The organism is Acidovorax sp. KNOB132 (assembly GCF_057541515.1).
The window spans coordinates 1-17,711 of the sequence record NZ_BAAJYT010000072.1; the positions used below are offsets into that span (position 1 = coordinate 1).

At 68.6% G+C, this 17,711-nt stretch carries 19 protein-coding genes; 9 read left to right on the plus strand and 10 right to left on the minus strand.

From position 1 onward, the window contains the following. From AC27IO_RS11920 to AC27IO_RS11940, 5 genes are all read right to left on the minus strand, one after another. A partial coding sequence (locus tag AC27IO_RS11920; RefSeq protein WP_498739063.1) for a zinc-binding alcohol dehydrogenase family protein occupies positions 1–897 on the minus strand: 897 nt, incomplete at its 3' end. A gap of 58 nt (positions 898–955) precedes the next feature. Further along, positions 956–1,732: a transporter substrate-binding domain-containing protein gene (locus AC27IO_RS11925; protein ID WP_272567691.1), complete on the minus strand. Its 777-nt coding sequence runs from the start codon at positions 1,730–1,732 to the stop codon at positions 956–958. 80 nt (positions 1,733–1,812) lie between these two features. Then, complete coding sequence (locus AC27IO_RS11930) at positions 1,813–2,541, minus strand: amino acid ABC transporter ATP-binding protein (RefSeq protein WP_317352469.1); 729 nt, start codon at positions 2,539–2,541, stop codon at positions 1,813–1,815. Further along, the gene (locus AC27IO_RS11935; RefSeq protein ID WP_317352471.1) at positions 2,525–3,175 is read right to left on the minus strand and encodes an amino acid ABC transporter permease; all 651 of its coding nucleotides are present in this window, start codon (positions 3,173–3,175) and stop codon (positions 2,525–2,527) included. Before AC27IO_RS11935 ends, AC27IO_RS11930 begins: the two co-directional genes overlap by 17 nt. Positions 3,176–3,193: 18 nt before the next feature. After that, the gene (locus AC27IO_RS11940) at positions 3,194–3,877 is read right to left on the minus strand and encodes an amino acid ABC transporter permease (protein WP_272551408.1); all 684 of its coding nucleotides are present in this window, start codon (positions 3,875–3,877) and stop codon (positions 3,194–3,196) included. Positions 3,878–4,094: 217 nt separating this feature from the next. Between AC27IO_RS11940 and AC27IO_RS11945 the strand changes: the two genes are divergently transcribed. Both AC27IO_RS11945 and AC27IO_RS11950 read left to right on the plus strand, forming a co-directional pair. Beyond that, positions 4,095–4,787, plus strand: coding sequence for a FadR/GntR family transcriptional regulator (locus tag AC27IO_RS11945; RefSeq protein ID WP_284426163.1), 693 nt, complete (start codon positions 4,095–4,097; stop codon positions 4,785–4,787). A gap of 267 nt (positions 4,788–5,054) precedes the next feature. After that, positions 5,055–6,740, plus strand: a complete 1,686-nt coding sequence (locus AC27IO_RS11950; protein ID WP_498739064.1) for a methyl-accepting chemotaxis protein — start codon at positions 5,055–5,057, stop codon at positions 6,738–6,740. A gap of 23 nt (positions 6,741–6,763) precedes the next feature. On the opposite strand, the gene AC27IO_RS11955 is transcribed toward AC27IO_RS11950, so the two are convergent. Genes AC27IO_RS11955 through AC27IO_RS11965 form a run of 3 tightly spaced genes read right to left on the minus strand, consistent with a single transcriptional unit; the run spans position 6,764 to position 8,362 of the window. Then, complete coding sequence (locus AC27IO_RS11955; RefSeq protein WP_284429971.1) at positions 6,764–7,498, minus strand: response regulator; 735 nt, start codon at positions 7,496–7,498, stop codon at positions 6,764–6,766. Then, positions 7,491–8,141, minus strand: coding sequence for a response regulator (locus AC27IO_RS11960; protein ID WP_498739065.1), 651 nt, complete (start codon positions 8,139–8,141; stop codon positions 7,491–7,493). The genes AC27IO_RS11955 and AC27IO_RS11960 overlap by 8 nt, the downstream gene beginning before the upstream one ends. Further along, positions 8,108–8,362 carry a hypothetical protein gene (locus AC27IO_RS11965; protein WP_498739066.1) on the minus strand — a complete coding sequence of 85 codons (255 nt, stop codon included), beginning with the start codon at positions 8,360–8,362 and terminating at the stop codon, positions 8,108–8,110. The genes AC27IO_RS11960 and AC27IO_RS11965 overlap by 34 nt, the downstream gene beginning before the upstream one ends. 86 nt (positions 8,363–8,448) lie before the next feature. On the opposite strand from AC27IO_RS11965, the gene AC27IO_RS11970 reads away from it, so the two are divergent. After that, positions 8,449–9,237, plus strand: a complete 789-nt coding sequence (locus tag AC27IO_RS11970; RefSeq protein ID WP_498739067.1) for an ABC transporter substrate-binding protein — start codon at positions 8,449–8,451, stop codon at positions 9,235–9,237. A 1-nt stretch (position 9,238) separates the two neighbouring features. Continuing rightward, positions 9,239–11,797 carry an ATP-binding protein gene (locus AC27IO_RS11975; RefSeq protein WP_498739068.1) on the plus strand — a complete coding sequence of 853 codons (2,559 nt, stop codon included), beginning with the start codon at positions 9,239–9,241 and terminating at the stop codon, positions 11,795–11,797. A 66-nt stretch (positions 11,798–11,863) separates the two neighbouring features. Here the strand turns inward: AC27IO_RS11975 and AC27IO_RS11980 are convergent, their stop codons facing one another. Further along, the gene (locus tag AC27IO_RS11980) at positions 11,864–12,898 is read right to left on the minus strand and encodes an isopenicillin N synthase family dioxygenase (RefSeq protein ID WP_372588157.1); all 1,035 of its coding nucleotides are present in this window, start codon (positions 12,896–12,898) and stop codon (positions 11,864–11,866) included. A gap of 580 nt (positions 12,899–13,478) precedes the next feature. On the opposite strand from AC27IO_RS11980, the gene AC27IO_RS11985 reads away from it, so the two are divergent. The 5 genes from AC27IO_RS11985 to AC27IO_RS12005 all read left to right on the plus strand — a co-directional run bounded on the left by AC27IO_RS11985 (position 13,479) and on the right by AC27IO_RS12005 (position 17,035). Beyond that, positions 13,479–14,507 (plus strand): ABC transporter substrate-binding protein, encoded by a 1,029-nt coding sequence (locus AC27IO_RS11985; protein WP_498739069.1) that lies wholly within the window; start codon positions 13,479–13,481, stop codon positions 14,505–14,507. 16 nt (positions 14,508–14,523) lie between these two features. Further along, entirely contained in the window at positions 14,524–15,048 is a 525-nt protein-coding gene (locus tag AC27IO_RS11990) for a nucleoside deaminase (protein ID WP_284411065.1), read from the plus strand. Between the two features lie 88 nt (positions 15,049–15,136). Then, on the plus strand, positions 15,137–15,967 hold the full coding sequence (locus AC27IO_RS11995; RefSeq protein ID WP_498739070.1) for an urease accessory protein UreD: 831 nt from the start codon (positions 15,137–15,139) through the stop codon (positions 15,965–15,967). 178 nt (positions 15,968–16,145) lie between these two features. Beyond that, positions 16,146–16,649 carry a tlde1 domain-containing protein gene (locus tag AC27IO_RS12000; protein WP_284426156.1) on the plus strand — a complete coding sequence of 168 codons (504 nt, stop codon included), beginning with the start codon at positions 16,146–16,148 and terminating at the stop codon, positions 16,647–16,649. Next, entirely contained in the window at positions 16,646–17,035 is a 390-nt protein-coding gene (locus AC27IO_RS12005; protein ID WP_284429964.1) for a hypothetical protein, read from the plus strand. The genes AC27IO_RS12000 and AC27IO_RS12005 overlap by 4 nt, the downstream gene beginning before the upstream one ends. Before the next feature lie 34 nt (positions 17,036–17,069). On the opposite strand, the gene AC27IO_RS12010 is transcribed toward AC27IO_RS12005, so the two are convergent. Beyond that, the coding region (locus AC27IO_RS12010; protein ID WP_498739071.1) for an SDR family oxidoreductase at positions 17,070–17,711 on the minus strand (642 nt) is incomplete at its 5' end.

Consider the following 17,711-nt stretch of genomic DNA (forward strand, 5'->3'; position numbering starts at 1 on the left):
CCTGGCCGCGCGCATGGCGGCCAGCACGGTCTCGAAGTCTTCGGTGGTGGCGTTGCGGCTGCCCAGCAGCGTGGTCTCGCGCTTGTGGAATTCGGGGTCGGAGAAGGTGATGGTGTCGCGCACCACCGAGATCAGCACGTACTTGCCGCCGTGCGCCACGAAGCCGAAGCCGCGCTCGATGGCCTTGGCATTGCCCGTGGCGTCGAACACCTGGTCGTAGAACTCGCCGCCCGTGGCGGCGGACAGCTGCGCCTCGTCGCCCTCGCCCAGCGCCACGGCATGGGCCACGCCCAGCTCGCGCTGGCAAAAGGCTACGCGGTCCTGCCGGCCGTCGATGGCCGTCACCTCGGCGCCGCGCAGCTTCGCGAAGATCATGGCGGCCATGCCGATCGGACCGGCCCCCACCACCAGCACGCGCTGGCCGGGCTGCACGTCGCCCCGGCGCACGGCGTGCGCGCCGATGGCGAGGAACTCGATCATCGCGGCCTGGTCCAGCGTGGCGCCCTCGGCGCGGTGAACGAAGGCCTCGGGCAGCGAAAGCACCTCGGTGAACGCGCCGTCGCGGTGCACGCCCAGCACCTGGATGTTGACGCAGCAATTGGTCTTGCCCTGCCGGCAGGCCACGCAGGTGCCGCACGAGAGGTAGGGCATGACATAGACCACGTCGCCCACCGCCAGCCGCCCGCCAGGCACGGCCTCTTCCACCACGCCCGACAGTTCGTGCCCCATCACCCGCGGGTACTGCAGGAACGGCTGGTTGCCCGTGTAGATGTGCAGGTCGGTGCCGCACACGCCCACGCGCTTGACGCGCAGCAGCACTTCGCCCTCTCCGCGCACGGGGCGTTCGCGCTCCACGGCGCGCAGGGTGCCAGGGGTTTCACAGATGACGGTCAGCATGGGGGCTCGCAATGCAGGAAAAAGAGGGGTGGGTGGGTCGGTGGACTGAGCCGCTGGCTCAGTTCCCGCCGTGGTACTTCTTGTAGATCGCCACGAGCTTGCCGTTCTCGGTGTTCTTGGTGATCCAGTCGTTGATCCAGGCCTTCAGCTCGGGCTCGTTCTTGCGCAGGCCGACGCCGAGCGGCACCTTCTGCATGACGAACTTCTGCACCAGGTCCTTCTGCGGTGACTTCGCCAGGACCGTGTTCACGATGGCGGGCGAGGTGGCGATGATGTCCGCCTGCCCGCTCACCGCGGCGGTGACCAGCGTGGCGTCGTCGTCGAAGCGCACGATCTGCGCGCCCTTGGCGCCCTGCGTGACGACCTTGTCGTTGTTGGAGCCGCGCGTGGTGGCCACGCGCTTGCCCTGCAGGTCTTCGAATCCCTTGATGTCCGCGGCCTTGGGGGCGGCGACCACGGCGAGGATCTGCGCGTAGGGCACCGAAAAGTCGATGACCTTCTCGCGCTCGGGCGTGACCGACAGCGAGGCGACCACGATGTCGGCCTTGCCCGTCTGCAGGAAGGGAATGCGGTTGGGGCTGGTGGTCTGCACCATCTCCAGGGCCACGCCCAGGTCCTGCGCCAGCAGCTGCGCGGTCTCCACGTCGGAGCCCACGGGCTTCATCGCGTCGTCCACGAAACCGTAGGGCGGCGATCCGGTGTCGAGAGCGATGCGGATCTTCTTGGCCTCGCGGATGTCCTTGAGCAGATCGGCATGGGCGCTGCCGGCGCCGAAGGCCATCAGGGCGGCCGAGGCCAGCAGGGTGCGCAGCAGGAAGGAACGCGGTGTTGTCATGGGGCTTTGTCTCCGTGTGAAAGGGAAGGGTTGGGGGTCGGCCCCGTCTGGCGCGGGGCTCGGGAATCACCGTGGCAGCGCTACAGGCCGTTGCCGACGAAATCGCGCAGCTCGGTGGTGGCTGGCGCATCGAGGATCGAGGCCGGACCGTGCTCCCACACGCGGCCCCGGTGCATGAAGATGACCTCGTCGGCCACCTTGCGCGCAAAGCCCATCTCATGCGTGACGAGGATCATGGTCATGCCGCCTTCGGCCAGCTTTTCCATCACGCGCAGCACCTCGCCGGTCAGTTGCGGGTCCAGCGCCGAGGTCACCTCGTCGAACAGCATCAGCTGCGGCTGCATGGCCAGCGACCGGGCGATGGCCACGCGCTGCTGCTGGCCGCCCGACAGCTGCGAGGGGTAGCAGTCGGCCTTGTCGGACAGGCCCACCTGCGCCAGCACGGCCTGGGCACGATCGCGCACCTCGGCCTTGGCGGCCTTTTGCACCAGGCGCGGGGCCAGCATGATGTTCTCCAGCACGGTGAGGTGCGGGAACAGGTTGTAGCTCTGGAACACGATGCCCACGTCGCGGCGCAGCTGGTGCAGGTTCAGCCCGGGCGCGGTCACCTCGTGGCCGCACACGCGGATGCGGCCGGCATCCACCGTCTCCAGCCGGTCGATGCAGCGCAGCGCCGTGCTCTTGCCCGACCCGCTCTGGCCGATGATGGCGACCACCGAGCCCTTGCTCACCGTGAACGACACGCCTTCCAGCACGCGGGTGGCGCCGAAGCACTTGGAGATGTTCTCGATCTCAACGATGGGCGACATGAAAGCTCCTCTCCAGGCGCCGGCTCAGCACCGACAGCGGGTAACACAGGGCGAAATACAGGGCCGCCACGATCACGAAGATCACGAACGGCTCGAAGGTGGAGTTGTTGATGATCTGGCCCGCCCGCGCCAGCTCCACGAAGCCGATGGCCGAGGCCAGCGAGGTGTTCTTGACGATCTGCACCATGAAGCCCACGGTGGGCGGCGTGGCGATCTTCACGGCCTGCGGCAGGATCACGTGCCACACGCGCTGGTGCCAGCGCAGGGCCAGGCATTCCGCGGCCTCGGCCTGCGTGCGCGGCACCGACTCGATGCAGCCACGCCAGATCTCGCCCAGGTAGGCCGACACGTAGATCGACAGCGCCAGCGACGCCGCCGTGAGCGGCGCCACGTTGAACCCGAGCGAGGGCAGGCCGAAATACGCCAGCGGCAGCAGCACCAGGAGCGGCGTGCCCTGGATCAGCTTGATGTAGGTGGACACGGCCACGCGCGACCAGCGTGGCCCGTACGCGCTGCCGAGCGCCACGGCAAAGCCGAGCAGCCCGCCGCCGGCGAACGCCAGCAGCGAAAGCCCCATGGTCCACAGCAGGCCGTCGAACAGGAAATGAAGGTGCGATGCGTTGAGAAAGCCCATGGTGCGTGCCTGCGGCTTTCAAAGGGGGGTGCCCAGGCGCCGGCGGCGCGGGAAGGCGACCATGGCCACCAGCCACAGCGCGCCGCGCATCACCAGCGACATGGCCAGGTACGCCGCGGCCACGATGAGATAGGTCTCTACCGAGCGGAAAGTGTCCGACTGGATGCGGTTGGCCACCGCCGTCAACTCCTCGGCCGAAATCTGCGAGCAGATCGACGAGGCCAGCATCAGCAGCACGTACTGGCTGGACAGCGCCGGGTACACGCGCTCGATGGCCGGCGGCAGCACCACGTGGCGCAGTGTCTGCCAGCGCGACAGGCCCATGCATTCGGCCGCCTCCAGCTGGCTTTTGGGAATCGACTCGATGCCCGCCCGCACGATCTCGCTGGTGTAGGCCCCCACGTTCACCACCAGCGCCACGATGGCCGCGGTGAAAGCGCCCACCTGCAGGCCCAGCGAGGCCAGCCCGAAGTACACGATGAACACCTGCACCAGCAGCGGCGTGTTGCGGATGACCTCGATGTACACCCCCGCCAGCCGGGCCAGCCAGCGCGAGCGGCCGGTGTTGGCCAGTGCGCAGAACACGCCCACCAAGAAGCCGAAGAAGGTCGATGCCAGCGACAGCGACAGCGTGGTCCACGCCCCTGCCAGGAGGTCGGGCCAGTAGGCCAGCGGCGCTGAGAAGTCGAAAGCGTAGTTCAAGGCAGTGTCGGCGTGCGGACCGCTCGGCGGCCCATCGCAGGGGTTTCTGGTAAGGCCAATTTGAGCGCTAAATTCAAATTGGCCTTACCGGGTTAACCCCAGCCGCAGGGTTTTCAGCGATCCAATGCTTGGAATCTAGTGATTTCACCCTCTACACTGCGCGCAGCCCCTCGTTTGGTCAGGCCATATGGTCTGGCCAATTTCATGTACACGCTCGATGAACGACTCCACCAAAGCCCTCGAATCCCGCCGCCTGTACCAGCAGATCGCGGACAAGGTGCGCCTGCTGATCCAGCAGGGCGATTACCGGGAAGGCAGCCGCCTGCCGCCCGAGCGCGATCTGGCGCAGCAACTGGGCGTGTCACGCCCCTCGCTGCGCGAGGCGCTGATCGCCCTGGAGATCGAAGGCAGCGTGGAAATCCGCATGGGCTCGGGCGTGTATGTGTGCAGCCGCGCGCTGCGGCGCTCCGCCCTGCCCCCTTCCATGGGCGAGAGCCCGGCCGAACTGATGCAGGCGCGGGGCGCGGTGGAAGGGGCGGTCATCGTGCTGGCGTGCGTGCATGCCACGCCGGACGGCCTGGTCCGTGTGCAGGCCAGCATTGACGCCATGCGCGCCGACATCGCGGCCGGGCGCGACGTCCTGGAGCACGACCGAGAGTTCCACGTGCGCATCGCGGAGATGACCGGCAACTCGGTGCTGGTGCGGCTGGTGGGCAGCCTGTTCGACGAGCGCCGCGGGCCGCTGGCCAGCCACATGCGCGAGCGGCTGGAAGGCCAGCCGACCTGGCACGCGGCCCTGGCCGAGCATGAGCAGATCTACCGCTGCCTCGCGGCGCGCGACCCCTTGCTGGCGGAGTCGGCCATGCGCTCGCACATCCGGGCGGCGGCGGACCGCTGGGTGATGCCCTGAGCTTCGGCACCGAACGCTGAGCGTCGGGCGCGGCGCCCTGCTCTTTTCCTTCGCTGCTTCTTCATCGTCGCGCCGAGCCTCACGCCGGATGCGCCACTCCGTCCTGTTGCCGCTGCCTGGACCACCGTGCTCTGGGGGCCGAGCCGTGGCCTGCGCGACTGGCTGCCAACGAGCGCACACCCAGGAAACGTTTGCACACGTTTGAAATGAAAATGGCATAATTAATAAAAATGATATTTTCACCATCGTATTGACGAGGCACTGACCATGCAACACCTAAAGATCTCCACCCGATTGATCATCGGATTCGGGCTGCTCGCCACCCTCGGCGTCGCCATTGCGCTGCTCGCTGCGCTCCGCATGCAGGGCCTGGCCAAGGACCTGGCCGAGGTGTCGGCCAACCGCATGGTCAAGGTGGCACAGTTCACCGACATCAAGGACAACCTGAACAACGGCGCGCGCGCAGTGCGCAACATCATCATCTCCAGCGACCCGACACTGCGCCAGGGCGAGAAGAAGAAGGTTGCCGAAGCTCGCGCGGCCAATGCCGCACTGCTCCAGCAGCTGGATGCGTCGCTGGCCCTGCCGGTGACCCGCGAGCAACTGCGCATCATCAACGCCAACCGCGAGCCTTACAACCAGGCCATCGATCGGGCCATCGCTCTGGCGGAAGCCGGTGACAGCGCAGCGGCGGGAACGTTACTGATCAAAGAAGTGCGCACCCTGCAAAACGCCTTGTTCGGCGCCGTGGACGCATCCCGCGAAATCCAGCGTGGCCTGGCCAATCAAGTCGCCAAAGAGGCCCTGGCCCATGCCCACAACATGGCCGTGGTGCTGGGTGTGGCCGCAGCGCTGATGCTGGTCGTCAGCGTGCTGGTCGGCTGGCTCATCGTTCGTGATCTCTCCCGTTCGCTGGGCGCCGAACCTTCCGCGTTGGCGGCAGCCGCCAACAATGTGGCGGCCGGCGACCTGAGCGCGGCACTGGTGGTACGCAGCGGCGACACGGTGAGCGTGATGGCCGCCATGGCCCGCATGCAGGAGGCGCTGACTTCGGTGGTGGCCACCGTGCGCCATGGCTCCGACGGCGTGGCCACGGCCAGCGCCGAGATCGCCCAGGGCAACAGCGACCTGTCGGCCCGCACCGAACAGCAAGCCAGCGCGCTGGAAGAAACCGCGGCCTCGATGGAGGAGCTGTCCAGCACCGTGAAACAGAACGCGGACAACGCCCGCCAGGCCAACCAGTTGGCCGTGAGCGCATCGACCGTCGCCGTTCAGGGCGGTCAGGTGGTGAACGACGTCGTGAGCACGATGAAGATCATCGACGATAGCTCCAAACGCATCGCCGACATCATCGGCGTGATCGACGGCATCGCCTTCCAGACCAACATCCTGGCGCTCAACGCCGCCGTGGAGGCCGCCCGGGCCGGCGAGCAAGGCCGTGGTTTCGCGGTGGTGGCCAGCGAAGTGCGCAACCTGGCGCAGCGCAGCGCAGAGGCCGCGAAAGAGATCAAGTCACTGATCGACAGCAGTGTCGCCCAGGTGGGCGAGGGCACGGCGCTGGTGGCGAAGGCCGGCAGCACCATGACCGAGGTGGTCACGGCCATCCGCCGCGTCACCGACATCATCGGAGAGGTGAGCGCCGCCAGCACCGAGCAAAGCCAGGGCGTAGCCCAGGTGGGCGAGGCCATCGTCCAGATGGACCAGGTCACCCAGCAGAACGCGGCCCTGGTGGAGGAAAGCGCTGCGGCAGCCAGCAGCCTGAGCACGCAAGCCCAGCAACTCCTGCAGGCCGTGGCCATTTTCAAGCTCGGCGCACAAACGGGCGTGAGCAACGCCATGGCACACCAGGCAGGTCCATCGTTCAGCGGGCAGGCGGGCGTCGGAAAAAGGCGTGCCCAGCCCGTAGCGAACCCCCGTGCCATCCCCAGGCTTAGCGCCATGGCCGGCCGCTGACGAAGGCGCCCTGCGGCTTCAGATCAAGCGTTCAGATGATCTCGCAGGGCTTTCCAGCCGGCCACAGCGGCAGGAACGTCTTCGGCGCAGGCGGCCTCTTCGAGGCGGCTGGCCACTTGGTGGCCTTCGCTGCGGCCCAGCGTGAGCAGTACGGTGCGCAGGTTGTGCGCCAGCCGGCGCAGCGCGGCCAGGTCGGCCACGGCGGCGGCCCGGTCCCCCTCCGCGCGATCCTTGGGGAATTGCAAAAGGCAGCGCTCGCGATAGCTCTCGAACAGGCGGCGGTTGTTGGCGAAGTGCGTGGCCACCGCGAGGGTTTCGTGCTCCGCCAGGCCCTCCACCGCCGGGGCGGCAGGCGCGGGCGGCGCAGGGGGAGGACTTTGGCCGGCCAGCTGCAGGGCATCCCGCACGCAGCCTTGCAGATCGCCCACCGAAGCCGGTTTGGCCAGCGTACGCCAGATGTTCATCGACGCCAGTTGCTCGCGCACCTTGGTATTCAATCCCGCGCTGAACACCACGACCTTGGCGTCCGCGGCGAGGGAGCGGTCGGCGGCCATGCGCTGGATCAGCCCCATGCCGGATTCTCCGGGCATCATCAGATCGGTGATCACCAGCTGGACACGGTGCTCCGCCAGAAACTGCAGCGCCTGCTCCACGCTGCTGCAGATCTGCAGCCGCACCGGCAGGTCGTCGAGCACCATGCCGACGAAACGGGACACCAGGGCATCGTCTTCCACCAGGAGGACGACGGGATCATCCATGGCGCAGCGTTTCCAGGCAGGCCTGCAGCGCCCCGGGCAGTTCGGCGACCAGCCGGGGCTTGTGGATGACGGCCACGCCCTGCAGGGCGAAGGCATAGGGCGCGCGCTGCGACTCGTCGAGCGAGGTCACCACGATCAGCTCGCTGCGAGCGAACTGGGGATGGGACCGCAGCGTGGTGATCAGGGTCGCGCCATCCAGTCCGGGCAGCAGGATGTCCACGATGAGGATGTCCGGCTGCAGTTGCCCATACAGGGCCAGGCCGGCAATGCCGTCGTCGGCCACCTGCAGCCCCAGTTCGGGAAACTGCTGCTGCACGATGAGCTGGATGAGGTTCTGGAAGTGCGTCGAATCCTCGATGAGCAACAGCAGGGGCTTTTTCGGCGCGCCGGCCTCGGCCCCGGGCCGCGCGTCGTCCGCTCGTCGGTTGTGCGGCGGGGAGGGGGCGGCCTTGTTGCCCTGCAGCCATTGCTGAACGGACGCGCGGGAAATGCGCCGGTGTCCGCCGGGCGTCTTCCAGGCTTGGAGCTCCCCGCGGTCCACCATGAGTTGAACGGATCGAACGGCCATGCCGAGCAGCTTGGCCACCTCCAGGGTGGTGCAGTGATCGGTCAGATCGGAGATCTCAGGAGCAGATGTTGCCATGCGTGAATTGTGCCGCTGTTGGGTTCAAAACAAACAAATTTAAAGATGATAAAAATGATTTTTCTGATTAAAATCCGCCCATCGCGCCATTTTTTTATTTCTATCATTTTCTCACCGCCCACGCCATGGTCATCACCGCTCGTCGCCCCCGCACCAGCGCCTGGCAAAAAGCCCGCTTCGCGCGCCCATGGATCGGGCAGGGGCCTATGATGCACGGACACCCCAGGCCGCCCTCCCGGCCGGCCCGCATCCCGAGGACATCGCGTGCCCTTTTCCCTGCAGGGCACGGCCCTGAAGAATGGATGGCATGAAGCGGATCGCCCTTTCCCTGTCGCTGCTGATTTGCATGGCCGCGTGGCCGGCTGCAAAGGCCGAGTCGGTATCCGACCGGGTGCGCTCGACCGGGGTCTTGCGGGTCTGCATCTGGCCCGACTACTACGGGGTGACCTACCGCCATCCTCGCACGCGGGAGTTGAAAGGCATCGACATCGACCTGTCGGCCGAACTCGCGAAAGACCTGGGCGCGCGCCTGGAGTACGTGGATTCATCCTTTCCATCGCTGGTGGCCGACCTGACAAGCCGCCGCTGCGATGTGGCCATGTCCGCCATCGCCGTGACGCCGCAGCGCCGGCAGGTGCTGGACTTCACGCAGCCCTACCTGCACAGCGACGTGTATGCCATCACCACCAAGAACAATGCGGTGGTCACGCAATGGGCCGACATCGACCAGCCCGGCGTGCGGGTCGGCGTGCAGCAAGGCACCCTGACGGGGCCGCTCATGACGGCGCAACTGCACCATGCGCGGGTGGTACCGGTCGACGCGCCGTCCACGCGCGAGCAGGAGCTCATCTCAGGCCGCGTGGATGTGTTCATGACCAATTATTTCTACAGCCGCCAGTTGCTGGACAACGCCAACTGGGCCAAGCTCCTCGTGCCGGCGCATTCGATCCAGGTCGTGCCCTACGCCTACGCGGTGCGTCCCGGCGATGGTGCGTGGCTGCGGCAGATGAACGACTTCGTGGTCCGCATCAAGCGCGATGGCCGGCTCAAGGCCGCCGCGGAAAAGAACGGCCTCGGCCAGGTGATCGAGCCCTGAAATGACGATGAAGCGCCGCGCCCCCTCCCCCCCATCGCCCGCGGCGGAACCGGCGCTGCGCTTTCGTGGGCTGCCAGCGAGCGGCCTTGTGCTGGCCGCCGGCGTGGCGGCCGCGCTGCTGGCCGCTGCCGCGATGGCCCTGCTGGCTGTGAACGACATGCGCGCGACGATGACCGCCAGCCAGGTACAGGCCCAGCTGCTGGCCCGAATCATCGAAGACCAGGCCGCCCGCACGTTCGATGCCGGCGACATGGCACTGGGCGTGCTCGCGCATTCGCAGGCACTGACCGAGGCACCCACCAGCACGCAGGCGATGGAGGTCGCGATGCGGCAGGTGCTGGCGGGGCTGCCCTTCATGCGCGGCGTGGCGGTGGTGGACACCAAGGGCCTGGTGGTCGCGAGCACCGTCAACGGCGAGGCCGGCACCTTCATCGACGTCACGGGCCTGGGGCCCTGGGTGGAGGAAGAACACCAGCGCATCGGCCCGCTGGTGCCGGGCCGCAGCCTGGGCAGCCTGCGCCGCACCACGCCCCCCGACGTGGCTCCGGCGGGCATGTCGTTCATACCGCTGCTGCGCGGCTTTCGCACCAACGGCGGCCGGGACATGATGCTCGTGGGGCTGGTCAACCCTGGCGCGCTGTCGAACTTCCAGTACCTCACGCTGGAGTCCCTGAGTTACGACGCGGTGATCGCCACCGACGACGGCCAGGTGCTGGCCAGCTCGGCGCCCGCCGCCGCCCTGGCCGGCCGGCGGATCGACCACCTGCCCGTCTTCCACAGTTACCTGCCCCACCGCGACTTCGCCAGCTACGTCGGCCAGGGCGTGCTGGGCGGCGACCGCATCCTGGCCTTTCGTGCCTCGCGCGACAAGCCGCTGGTGGCGATCGTGGAGGAGCCCTACGCGATGGCGCTGGACCGGTGGCTGCAGGAAGCCCGGAGCATGCTCGGCATCGGCCTGGCCGCCGTGCTGCTCGCCCTGGGACTGACCGCGACCGCCTGGCGCGGCCTGCGCGCGCGCGAGGCCGCGCAGCGCTCGATGAACCTTGCGCAACGCAAGATCGCGCAGAGCCAGCACGATCTGGCGGTGCTCATCAGCAGCGTGCAGGAGCTGATCTTCCGCACCGATGCGCACGGCGTCATCACCTATGCCAACGCGCGGTGGGACACGATCAGCGGGCGCAGCCCCTCGCATGCCGTGGGGCAGACTCTGCCGGACATCGTGGACTCGATCAGCCGCAACGAGGTCCTGGCCATGCTCGACACCGAATCCACGGCGCAGGCGCGCACCTGCCAGGCCCTGATCCGCAGCGCCGATGGCCGACACCTGCTGTTCGAGCTGGCGGTGGTCCCGCTCGTGAGCGAAGGGCGCATCGCCGGCTTCGCCGGCAGCGCAGTGGACGTGACCGGCCGCTGGGAAGCGCAACTGAAGCTGCAGGCCCAGCTGGCCTTCCAGAACCTGCTGCTCGAAACCAACCCCCTGCCCATGTCCCTGACGGACAAGAACCATTGCGTGGTGCTCGTGAACCGCGCCTGGGAGGAATACAAGGGACGGGGCCGCGCGCAGGTGATCGGCGAGCGGCTGCATGCCTTCCTTCCGCCGGACGAGGCCAACGTCGTGGTGGAGGCGAACCAGTGCCTTCTGATGCAGGGCGGCAAGATGACGCTGGAGACCCGGCTGCTGCACGGCGACGGCACGCACCGCGACGCCCGCGTCTTCAAGGCGGCGCTGACCGACGAGATGGGCCATGCCACTGGCGTGCTGAGCATCCTGATGGACGTGACCGATTTCCGCATGGCCGAGCGAGCCATCCAGGAGGCGCGCACCGCGGCCGAGGAGGCCTCGCGCACCAAGTCGGAGTTCGTGGCCAACATGAGCCATGAGCTGCGCACGCCGCTGCAGTCGATCATCGGGTTCGCCGAACTGGGCACGCTGCGCAGCCCGGCCGATGCGCGGCTGGCCGGCATGTTCAACGACATTCACGCCGCAGGGCAGCGCATGCTCACACTGGTCAACGACCTGCTGGATGTGGCCAAGATCGAAAGCACGGTGGGCACCTTCCACCTGGAGCGCACCGACCTGCGCGGGCTCATCCGCTCGGTAGCGCGGGAGTTCGACCCCCTGCTCGCCCGGCACCGGCTGTATCTGCATCTGGACCTGCCGGATCTGCCGCTGGTCGCCAAGGCCGATCCGCTGCGGTTCCAGCAGGTCGTGCGCAACGTGCTGGCGAACGCGGTCAAGTTCTCGCCCGGGGGATCGACCATCGAGCTCCGCGGCTTCATGGACGGCCTGGGGCAGATCCACATCGAGATCGAAGACAGCGGACCGGGCGTGCCCGAGGAGGAACTCGAGCGCATCTTCGAAGCCTTCATACAGTCCAGCACGACGCGCGACGGCTCTGGCGGCACCGGCCTGGGGCTGGCCATCTGCCGCAAGATCGTCGAGGCCTTCGGCGGGCGCATCCATGCGAGCAACGCGGCCCAGGGCACCGTGTTTCACATCGTCCTGCCGGCGCGCGGCGCGTCCGAAACCATGCCGGCGCCGCTGACCTCGACGGTGTAGTGGCTGGGACCTGCTGCGGACTGGCTAAGACCCGCGGCCGGGCCTTTCGAAAGCCGCCTGACGCGCTCAGTACTTCGCGAAATTCGCCGTGATGCGCTGGCGCAGGTAGTCGCCCGCGGTGATCGGCGGGTACTTGCGGCCCGGCCCTTCCACCACGGCATCCTCGTTCGCCTGGCAGAAGAACGCCAGGCTGTAGCGCGCGCCCTGGTATTCGTGGGGCAGCGGATTGCGCACGCGGTGGAAGTTGCTGGGCAACTGGTCATCGCTCCAGCGCGTCAGCATGTCGCCGATGTTGCAGGTGATGACGCCTTCGGCCGGCTCCACGCTGGTCCACTGGCGGCTCTCCATCTCCTTGCCGGGCAGCACCTGCAGCCCGCCCTGGCCCGGGCGCTGGAACAGCAGCGTGAGGCAGTCGAAGTCCGTGTGCGCGCCCGCGCGCCACAGGCCCAGCTCGTCCTTGAGCGCCGGGTCCACGGCGAAGTAATGGAGCATGCGCAGGGTGCTCTGGTAGGCCGCGCTCGACGGGTCGTGCGCGCGGGTGAAGAAGTCCGGATCGAACCCCAGCCGGTCCGCAAAGCACGACAGCAGCTGCATGCCCACGTGCCAGCACTGCGCCTCGAAGCGCAAGGTGGCTTCCTGGAACCCCGGCAGCTCAGCCTCGCTGGGCCACAGGCCCGCCATGCGCGGCCGGGTGACCTGGTAGGACTCCTTCTGGTCGGGCGTGCGCGTGGACGGGCGCACCTGCGCCTTGTGCTCCCAGCCGGCATTGCGTGCCAGCGGCCACTGCGCCTTGGTCTCGCGCGGCAGGTCGAAGAACGCCTCGGCGCGCGCGAAGGCGTTGCGGATGTCCTCCACGGCAATGCCGTGGCCGGTGACCTGGAAGAAGCCGATCTCGACCGAGGCGCTCCACAACTGCTCGGCGATCTCGGCCTTGCGGTGCTCGAAGTCGGACAGGTCGATGCGCCGGATTTCTCGGGCGCTGGTTTCAGCGCCCATGCCGCCCATGCGGGCTTCCTTTTCCAGTTCGCCGCGCACATCGGCGGTGGCGTCTGCGGGGTCGGCAGGGGAGATGGCGGGGGGGTTGGCGGTGCTCTGCTGCATGGCGGGTTTCCTCTTTGGATGAACCAAGGCCCATGGCGGACACGGCCAGGCAGGCACGCGCCATGGGGCTCTTGAAGGGGACAAAGGCGGCGACCGTCGACACGCATTCGCCAGGACGGCAACGGCGCGCCGGCGGCCACCACCGGCTTCAAGAGCAATGACCCGCCGATGGCAACGCGCGGTGCGGGCCATCGGGCTGAACGCTTCTACTCTTGCGGGGCGTGCAAGCAAATCGCAGGCCAATCCGTGTGCAGCGGGTGGGCAGGTGCCATGGCGCAGCGGCTGCACGCGCCGCGCCGCCGCGCCTCACCGCAACGGGGACGGCCATGCACCAGCCGCGTGCCTGCCCCGCCGGGAATGCACCAGCGGCGACACGCCTCGGCCGTGCCTTACCCACCCACCCCGATGGGGCTCGAACTGCGTTGTGCAGGCACGCTTCATGCAACGCCGCCTCCGAGTAGAAGCGTTCAGCCCGGCCCGTTCCCCCACGGCGCCGTTGCCCGGAAATTGCTCAGTTCGCACCGATGCACGGCGCAGATGCGCCGTGGCCGGTCGTTACCCCGAACCTGGAGCCACCGCCATGCAACGCCGCCGATTCCTCGCCACCTCCGCCACCACCCTCCTGTCCGCCACCCTGGCCGCGCCCGCCGTGCACGCCCAGGGCAAGGCCACCACACCGCTCAAGTTCACGCTCGACTTCCGCGTGACCAGCCAGACCGCGCCGTTCTTCCTGGCCGCCGCCAACGGCTACTACAAGGACGAGGGGCTGGACGTGGCCATCGACGTGGGCTCGGGCTCCGTGGCCTCGATCACGCGCGTGGCCAGCGGGGCCTACGACCTGGGGCTGGGCGACATCAGCGCGCTGGCGGAGTTCCACGCGCAGAACGCCGATGCGCCGGTGCAGGCCATCTACCAGTACTACAACCGCGCGCCCTTCGTCATCATCGGCCGCAAGGACCGCGGCGTGAGCACCGACTTCCAGTCGCTCAAGGGCAAGCGCGTAGCCGCCGCCGCCGTGGAATCCACGCGCCGCAGCTGGCCCATGGTGGCGCGCCAGCTCAACACCAGCCCCGACCTGTTCCAGTGGGTGACCACCGACTTCAGCGCGCGCGACAACGTGATGGTGCGCGGCGACGTGGACGCGGCCACCTACTTCCACGACTCGGCCGTGTCCCTGTTCGCCCGCATGCCGCCACAGGACCTGGCCGTGCTCGAGTACGGCAAGACCGGGCTCAATCTCTACGGCAACGCCATCCTTGCCGGCCGGCTGCTGCAGGAGCGGCCCGACGTGGCGCGGGCCTTCCTGCGCGCCACGAACCGGGCGCTGCGCGAGACGCTCTCCAACCCCGACGCGGCGATGACCGCCATCAAGGCGCGCGAGCCCATCCTGAACATGGACATGGAACGCGCCCGCTGGGCCATTACCCGGCAGTACCTCGCCACGCCCGAGACGCAGGCCATCGGTCTGGGCGGCGTGCAGGCGGACGTGCTGGCGCGGCAGATCGACGAGATCGCCACCACGTTCGGCCTAGCCCGCAAGCCGGCGGCCGAGCGCGTGTTCAACCCGGCGTTCCTGCCCCCTGCGGCCGACCGCAAGGTGCCGGCCTGACAGCGGAGACCGCCCGATGAACATGCCTGCCTCCCCCACTTGCGAACTGCCCGAGGAAGTCCCCCTCGCCCCGCGCGACGGCCTGTACCTGCGCCGCGCCATCGCCCTTGCCGACCAGGCCCGCGCGCGTGGCAACCGCCCGTTCGGCGCCGTCATCGTGGGTGCGGACGACCGCATCCTGGCCGAGGCCTGGAACGCCAACGGCGAGACCGGCGACTGCACCGCGCATGCCGAGACCTCGGCCGTGCGGCTGGCCAGCCCGCACCATCCGCGCGAGGCCTTCGCCCAGGCCACGCTGTATTCGTCCGGCGAGCCCTGCGTGATGTGCGCGGGCGCGATCTTCTGGGCCAACATCGGGCGCGTGGTGTACGGCATCGACGCCGTGCGGCTGCGCGCCTTTCGCGGCGAGCGGCTGGACCAGCGCGACGCCGAGCTGTCGTGCCGCGACGTGTTCGCGGCCTCGTCCCATGCCATCGAATGCATCGGCCCGGCGCTGATCGAGGAATCCTCGGCCTCGCACCGGGGCGCGTGGAAAGCCTGAAGCCCATCCCCTGTGCCCGGTCGGCATCGAATCGGCCCGATGCCGGCGGATATCATGCCGGTCTAGCTCACGATTTGATAGCAACCGCATGACCTGGCACGCCCACCTGCAACTGGACTACCGCCGCGAGGCCGAGCGCACGGTGGCGCGCTTCGAACACGGCGGCCCGCTGCGCATCCTGCAAAGCCTGTACCCCGAAGGCGATGCGGTGTGCCACAACGTGCTGGTGCACCCGCCCGGCGGGTTGGTGGGGGGCGACACGCTGGACATCCGCACCACCGTCGCGGCTGGCGCGCACGGCCTGGTCACCACCCCTGGCGCCACACGCTTTTACCGATCCACCGGTGCCCCTGCCTTGCAGCGCGCGCACGCCGTGCTGGCGCCCGGCGCGCGGCTCGAATGGCTGCCGCTCGAAGCCCTTTGCTACAACGCCTGCCAAGCCGAGAACCAGCTCACGCTGGAGGTGTCCCCGGGCGCCGAATGCCTGGGCTGGGACGTCACCGCGCTCGGGCTGCCCCACGCCGGCCAGCCGTTCGAATCGGGCCGTTTCACCCAGCACATCGAGGTGCCGGGCGTGTGGCTGGAGCGCGGCCGCATCGACGCGGCGGACCGGCTGCTGCTCGACGGCCCGCTGGGCCTGGCGGGGCACCGCTGCATGGCGTCGGTCTTCTTCATCGCCGGCGAAGCCCTGACGCGCGAGCGGCGCGAAGGCGCGCTGGACGCCGCCCGCGCCGCCATCGACGGGCACCCGTTGGCCGCCATGGCCGGCGCCACCAGCCCCCATCCGAACGTGGTGGTGGTGCGGGTGCTCGCGCCCGTGGTGGAGCCCGCCATGGGCCTGCTGCAGGCCGTTTGGGCAGCGTGGCGCGCAAAGTGCTGGGGCATGGCGGCGCAGCGGCCGCGCACCTGGTCGGTGTAGCGCGCCAAAGGGCGCGCGTTCAGCGTGCGGCGTGCGATACGTCCCGACACCCGGCATTACAAAAACGCACGGGCCACGGCAGAGCCCCCTCCTAGAATCGGCCGGCCGCGCTGAACCGCCCGGGCGCCCTGCCCGTTGCGCATGCCCTTTTGCGCGGCGCCAACCCTTTCACCCTGCCATGTCCGATCCCTACGCCCTGGAGCGCAGCCGACCCCACGCCCCCGGATGCCTGCAATCGAAAATCGCACTGCAATTCGACGGAAAAGTCCTGCGCGGCACGGGCACGCAATCCGTCCTCGCGCTGCCCGCCGTGTCCGGCAAACCCAAGAACGGCCAATTCGACTACTCCACCGAATGGCAGAAGACCCGCAACGCCGGGCCCATCCCCGAAGGGGACTACTGGATCCAGCCGTCCGAGATGTGGGCCAACAACTGGCTCAAGAACCTGTACCGCTCGCCGCGCGCGGCCTGGGGCAATTTCCGGCTGACCATCCACCCCTATCCCGGCACAGAAACCTACGGGCGCGGCGGCTTCTTCATCCACGGCGGCTCGACGCCAGGCAGCGCCGGCTGCATCGACCTGACCGTGCACATCGACAAGTTCGTCGAAAAGCTCAAGAGCGAACTGGGAGGCCTTCCCGAATGCTACATACCGCTCACCGTCCGCTACCCACCCCAATGAAGGCCCGAAGCACCACCGCGCTCCTGGCCCTGGCCCTGGCACCGGGGCTGGCCATGGCCGAAGTCAGCGACAAGACGCCGGCCCTCTGGCACATCTGGGCCGTGGCCCTGGGCGCCTCGGCCGTGTGCATGGCGGGCATGGCCTGGCGGCGGTGGCTGGGCGCGGCGCTGGCGGTGGTGCCCGCGCTGTGGTTCGCCGGGCTGCTGCTGGAGATCCACTCCACCGACGTCGGCCCCTACCTGTATGCCGAGCAGGGCTGGAGCTACTACCTGCAGGCGTACTTGGCGCTCGCGGTGTTCCTCGCCAGCCTGGTGCTCGGCCTGCGCCTGGGCGAGCGGCGGCGAAGGGCATCCGGCGCGGCGGCCGGGGCCCAGTCGCGGACTTGAAGGGCCTGCCGCCCCCAAGGCGGCCCTCTTCGCGTCAGAACGTGCCCGGAAACGCCCCGCCGTCGGCCAGGACGTTCTGCCCTGTCAGGTAGCCCGCCTGCACGCTGCACAGGAACGCGCAGATCGCCCCGAATTCCTGCGGCGTGCCGTAGCGGCCCGCCGGAATAGCCGCCTGGTGCGCCCGGCGGACATCGTCTTCGCTCTTGCCGGTCTTCTGGACGGTCGCCTGGATGTTGGCCGACAGGCGATCGGTGTCGAACTTGCCCGGCAGCAGGTTGTTGATCGTCACGCCCTTCGCCGCAATGGAACTGCGCGAGGCGCCCGCCACGAAGCCCGTGAGGCCGCTGCGCGCGCCGTTGGACAAGCCCAGGATGTCGATGGGCGCCTTCACCGCGCTCGACGTGATGTTGACGATGCGCCCGAAGCCCCGTGCCGCCATGCCGTCCACCGTGGCCTTGATCAGTTCGATCGGCGTGAGCATGTTGGCATCCACCGCCTTGATCCAGGCATCGCGGTCCCAGTCGCGGAAGTCGCCCGGCGGCGGGCCGCCCGCGTTGGTGACCACGATGTCGAACGCCGCCCCGGGCCCGCCCGCCACCGACAGCGCGGCGGCCCGGCCCTCGGGCGTGGTGATGTCCGCCGCCACGGCCAGCACGATCGGCTGCGGGTGCTTGTG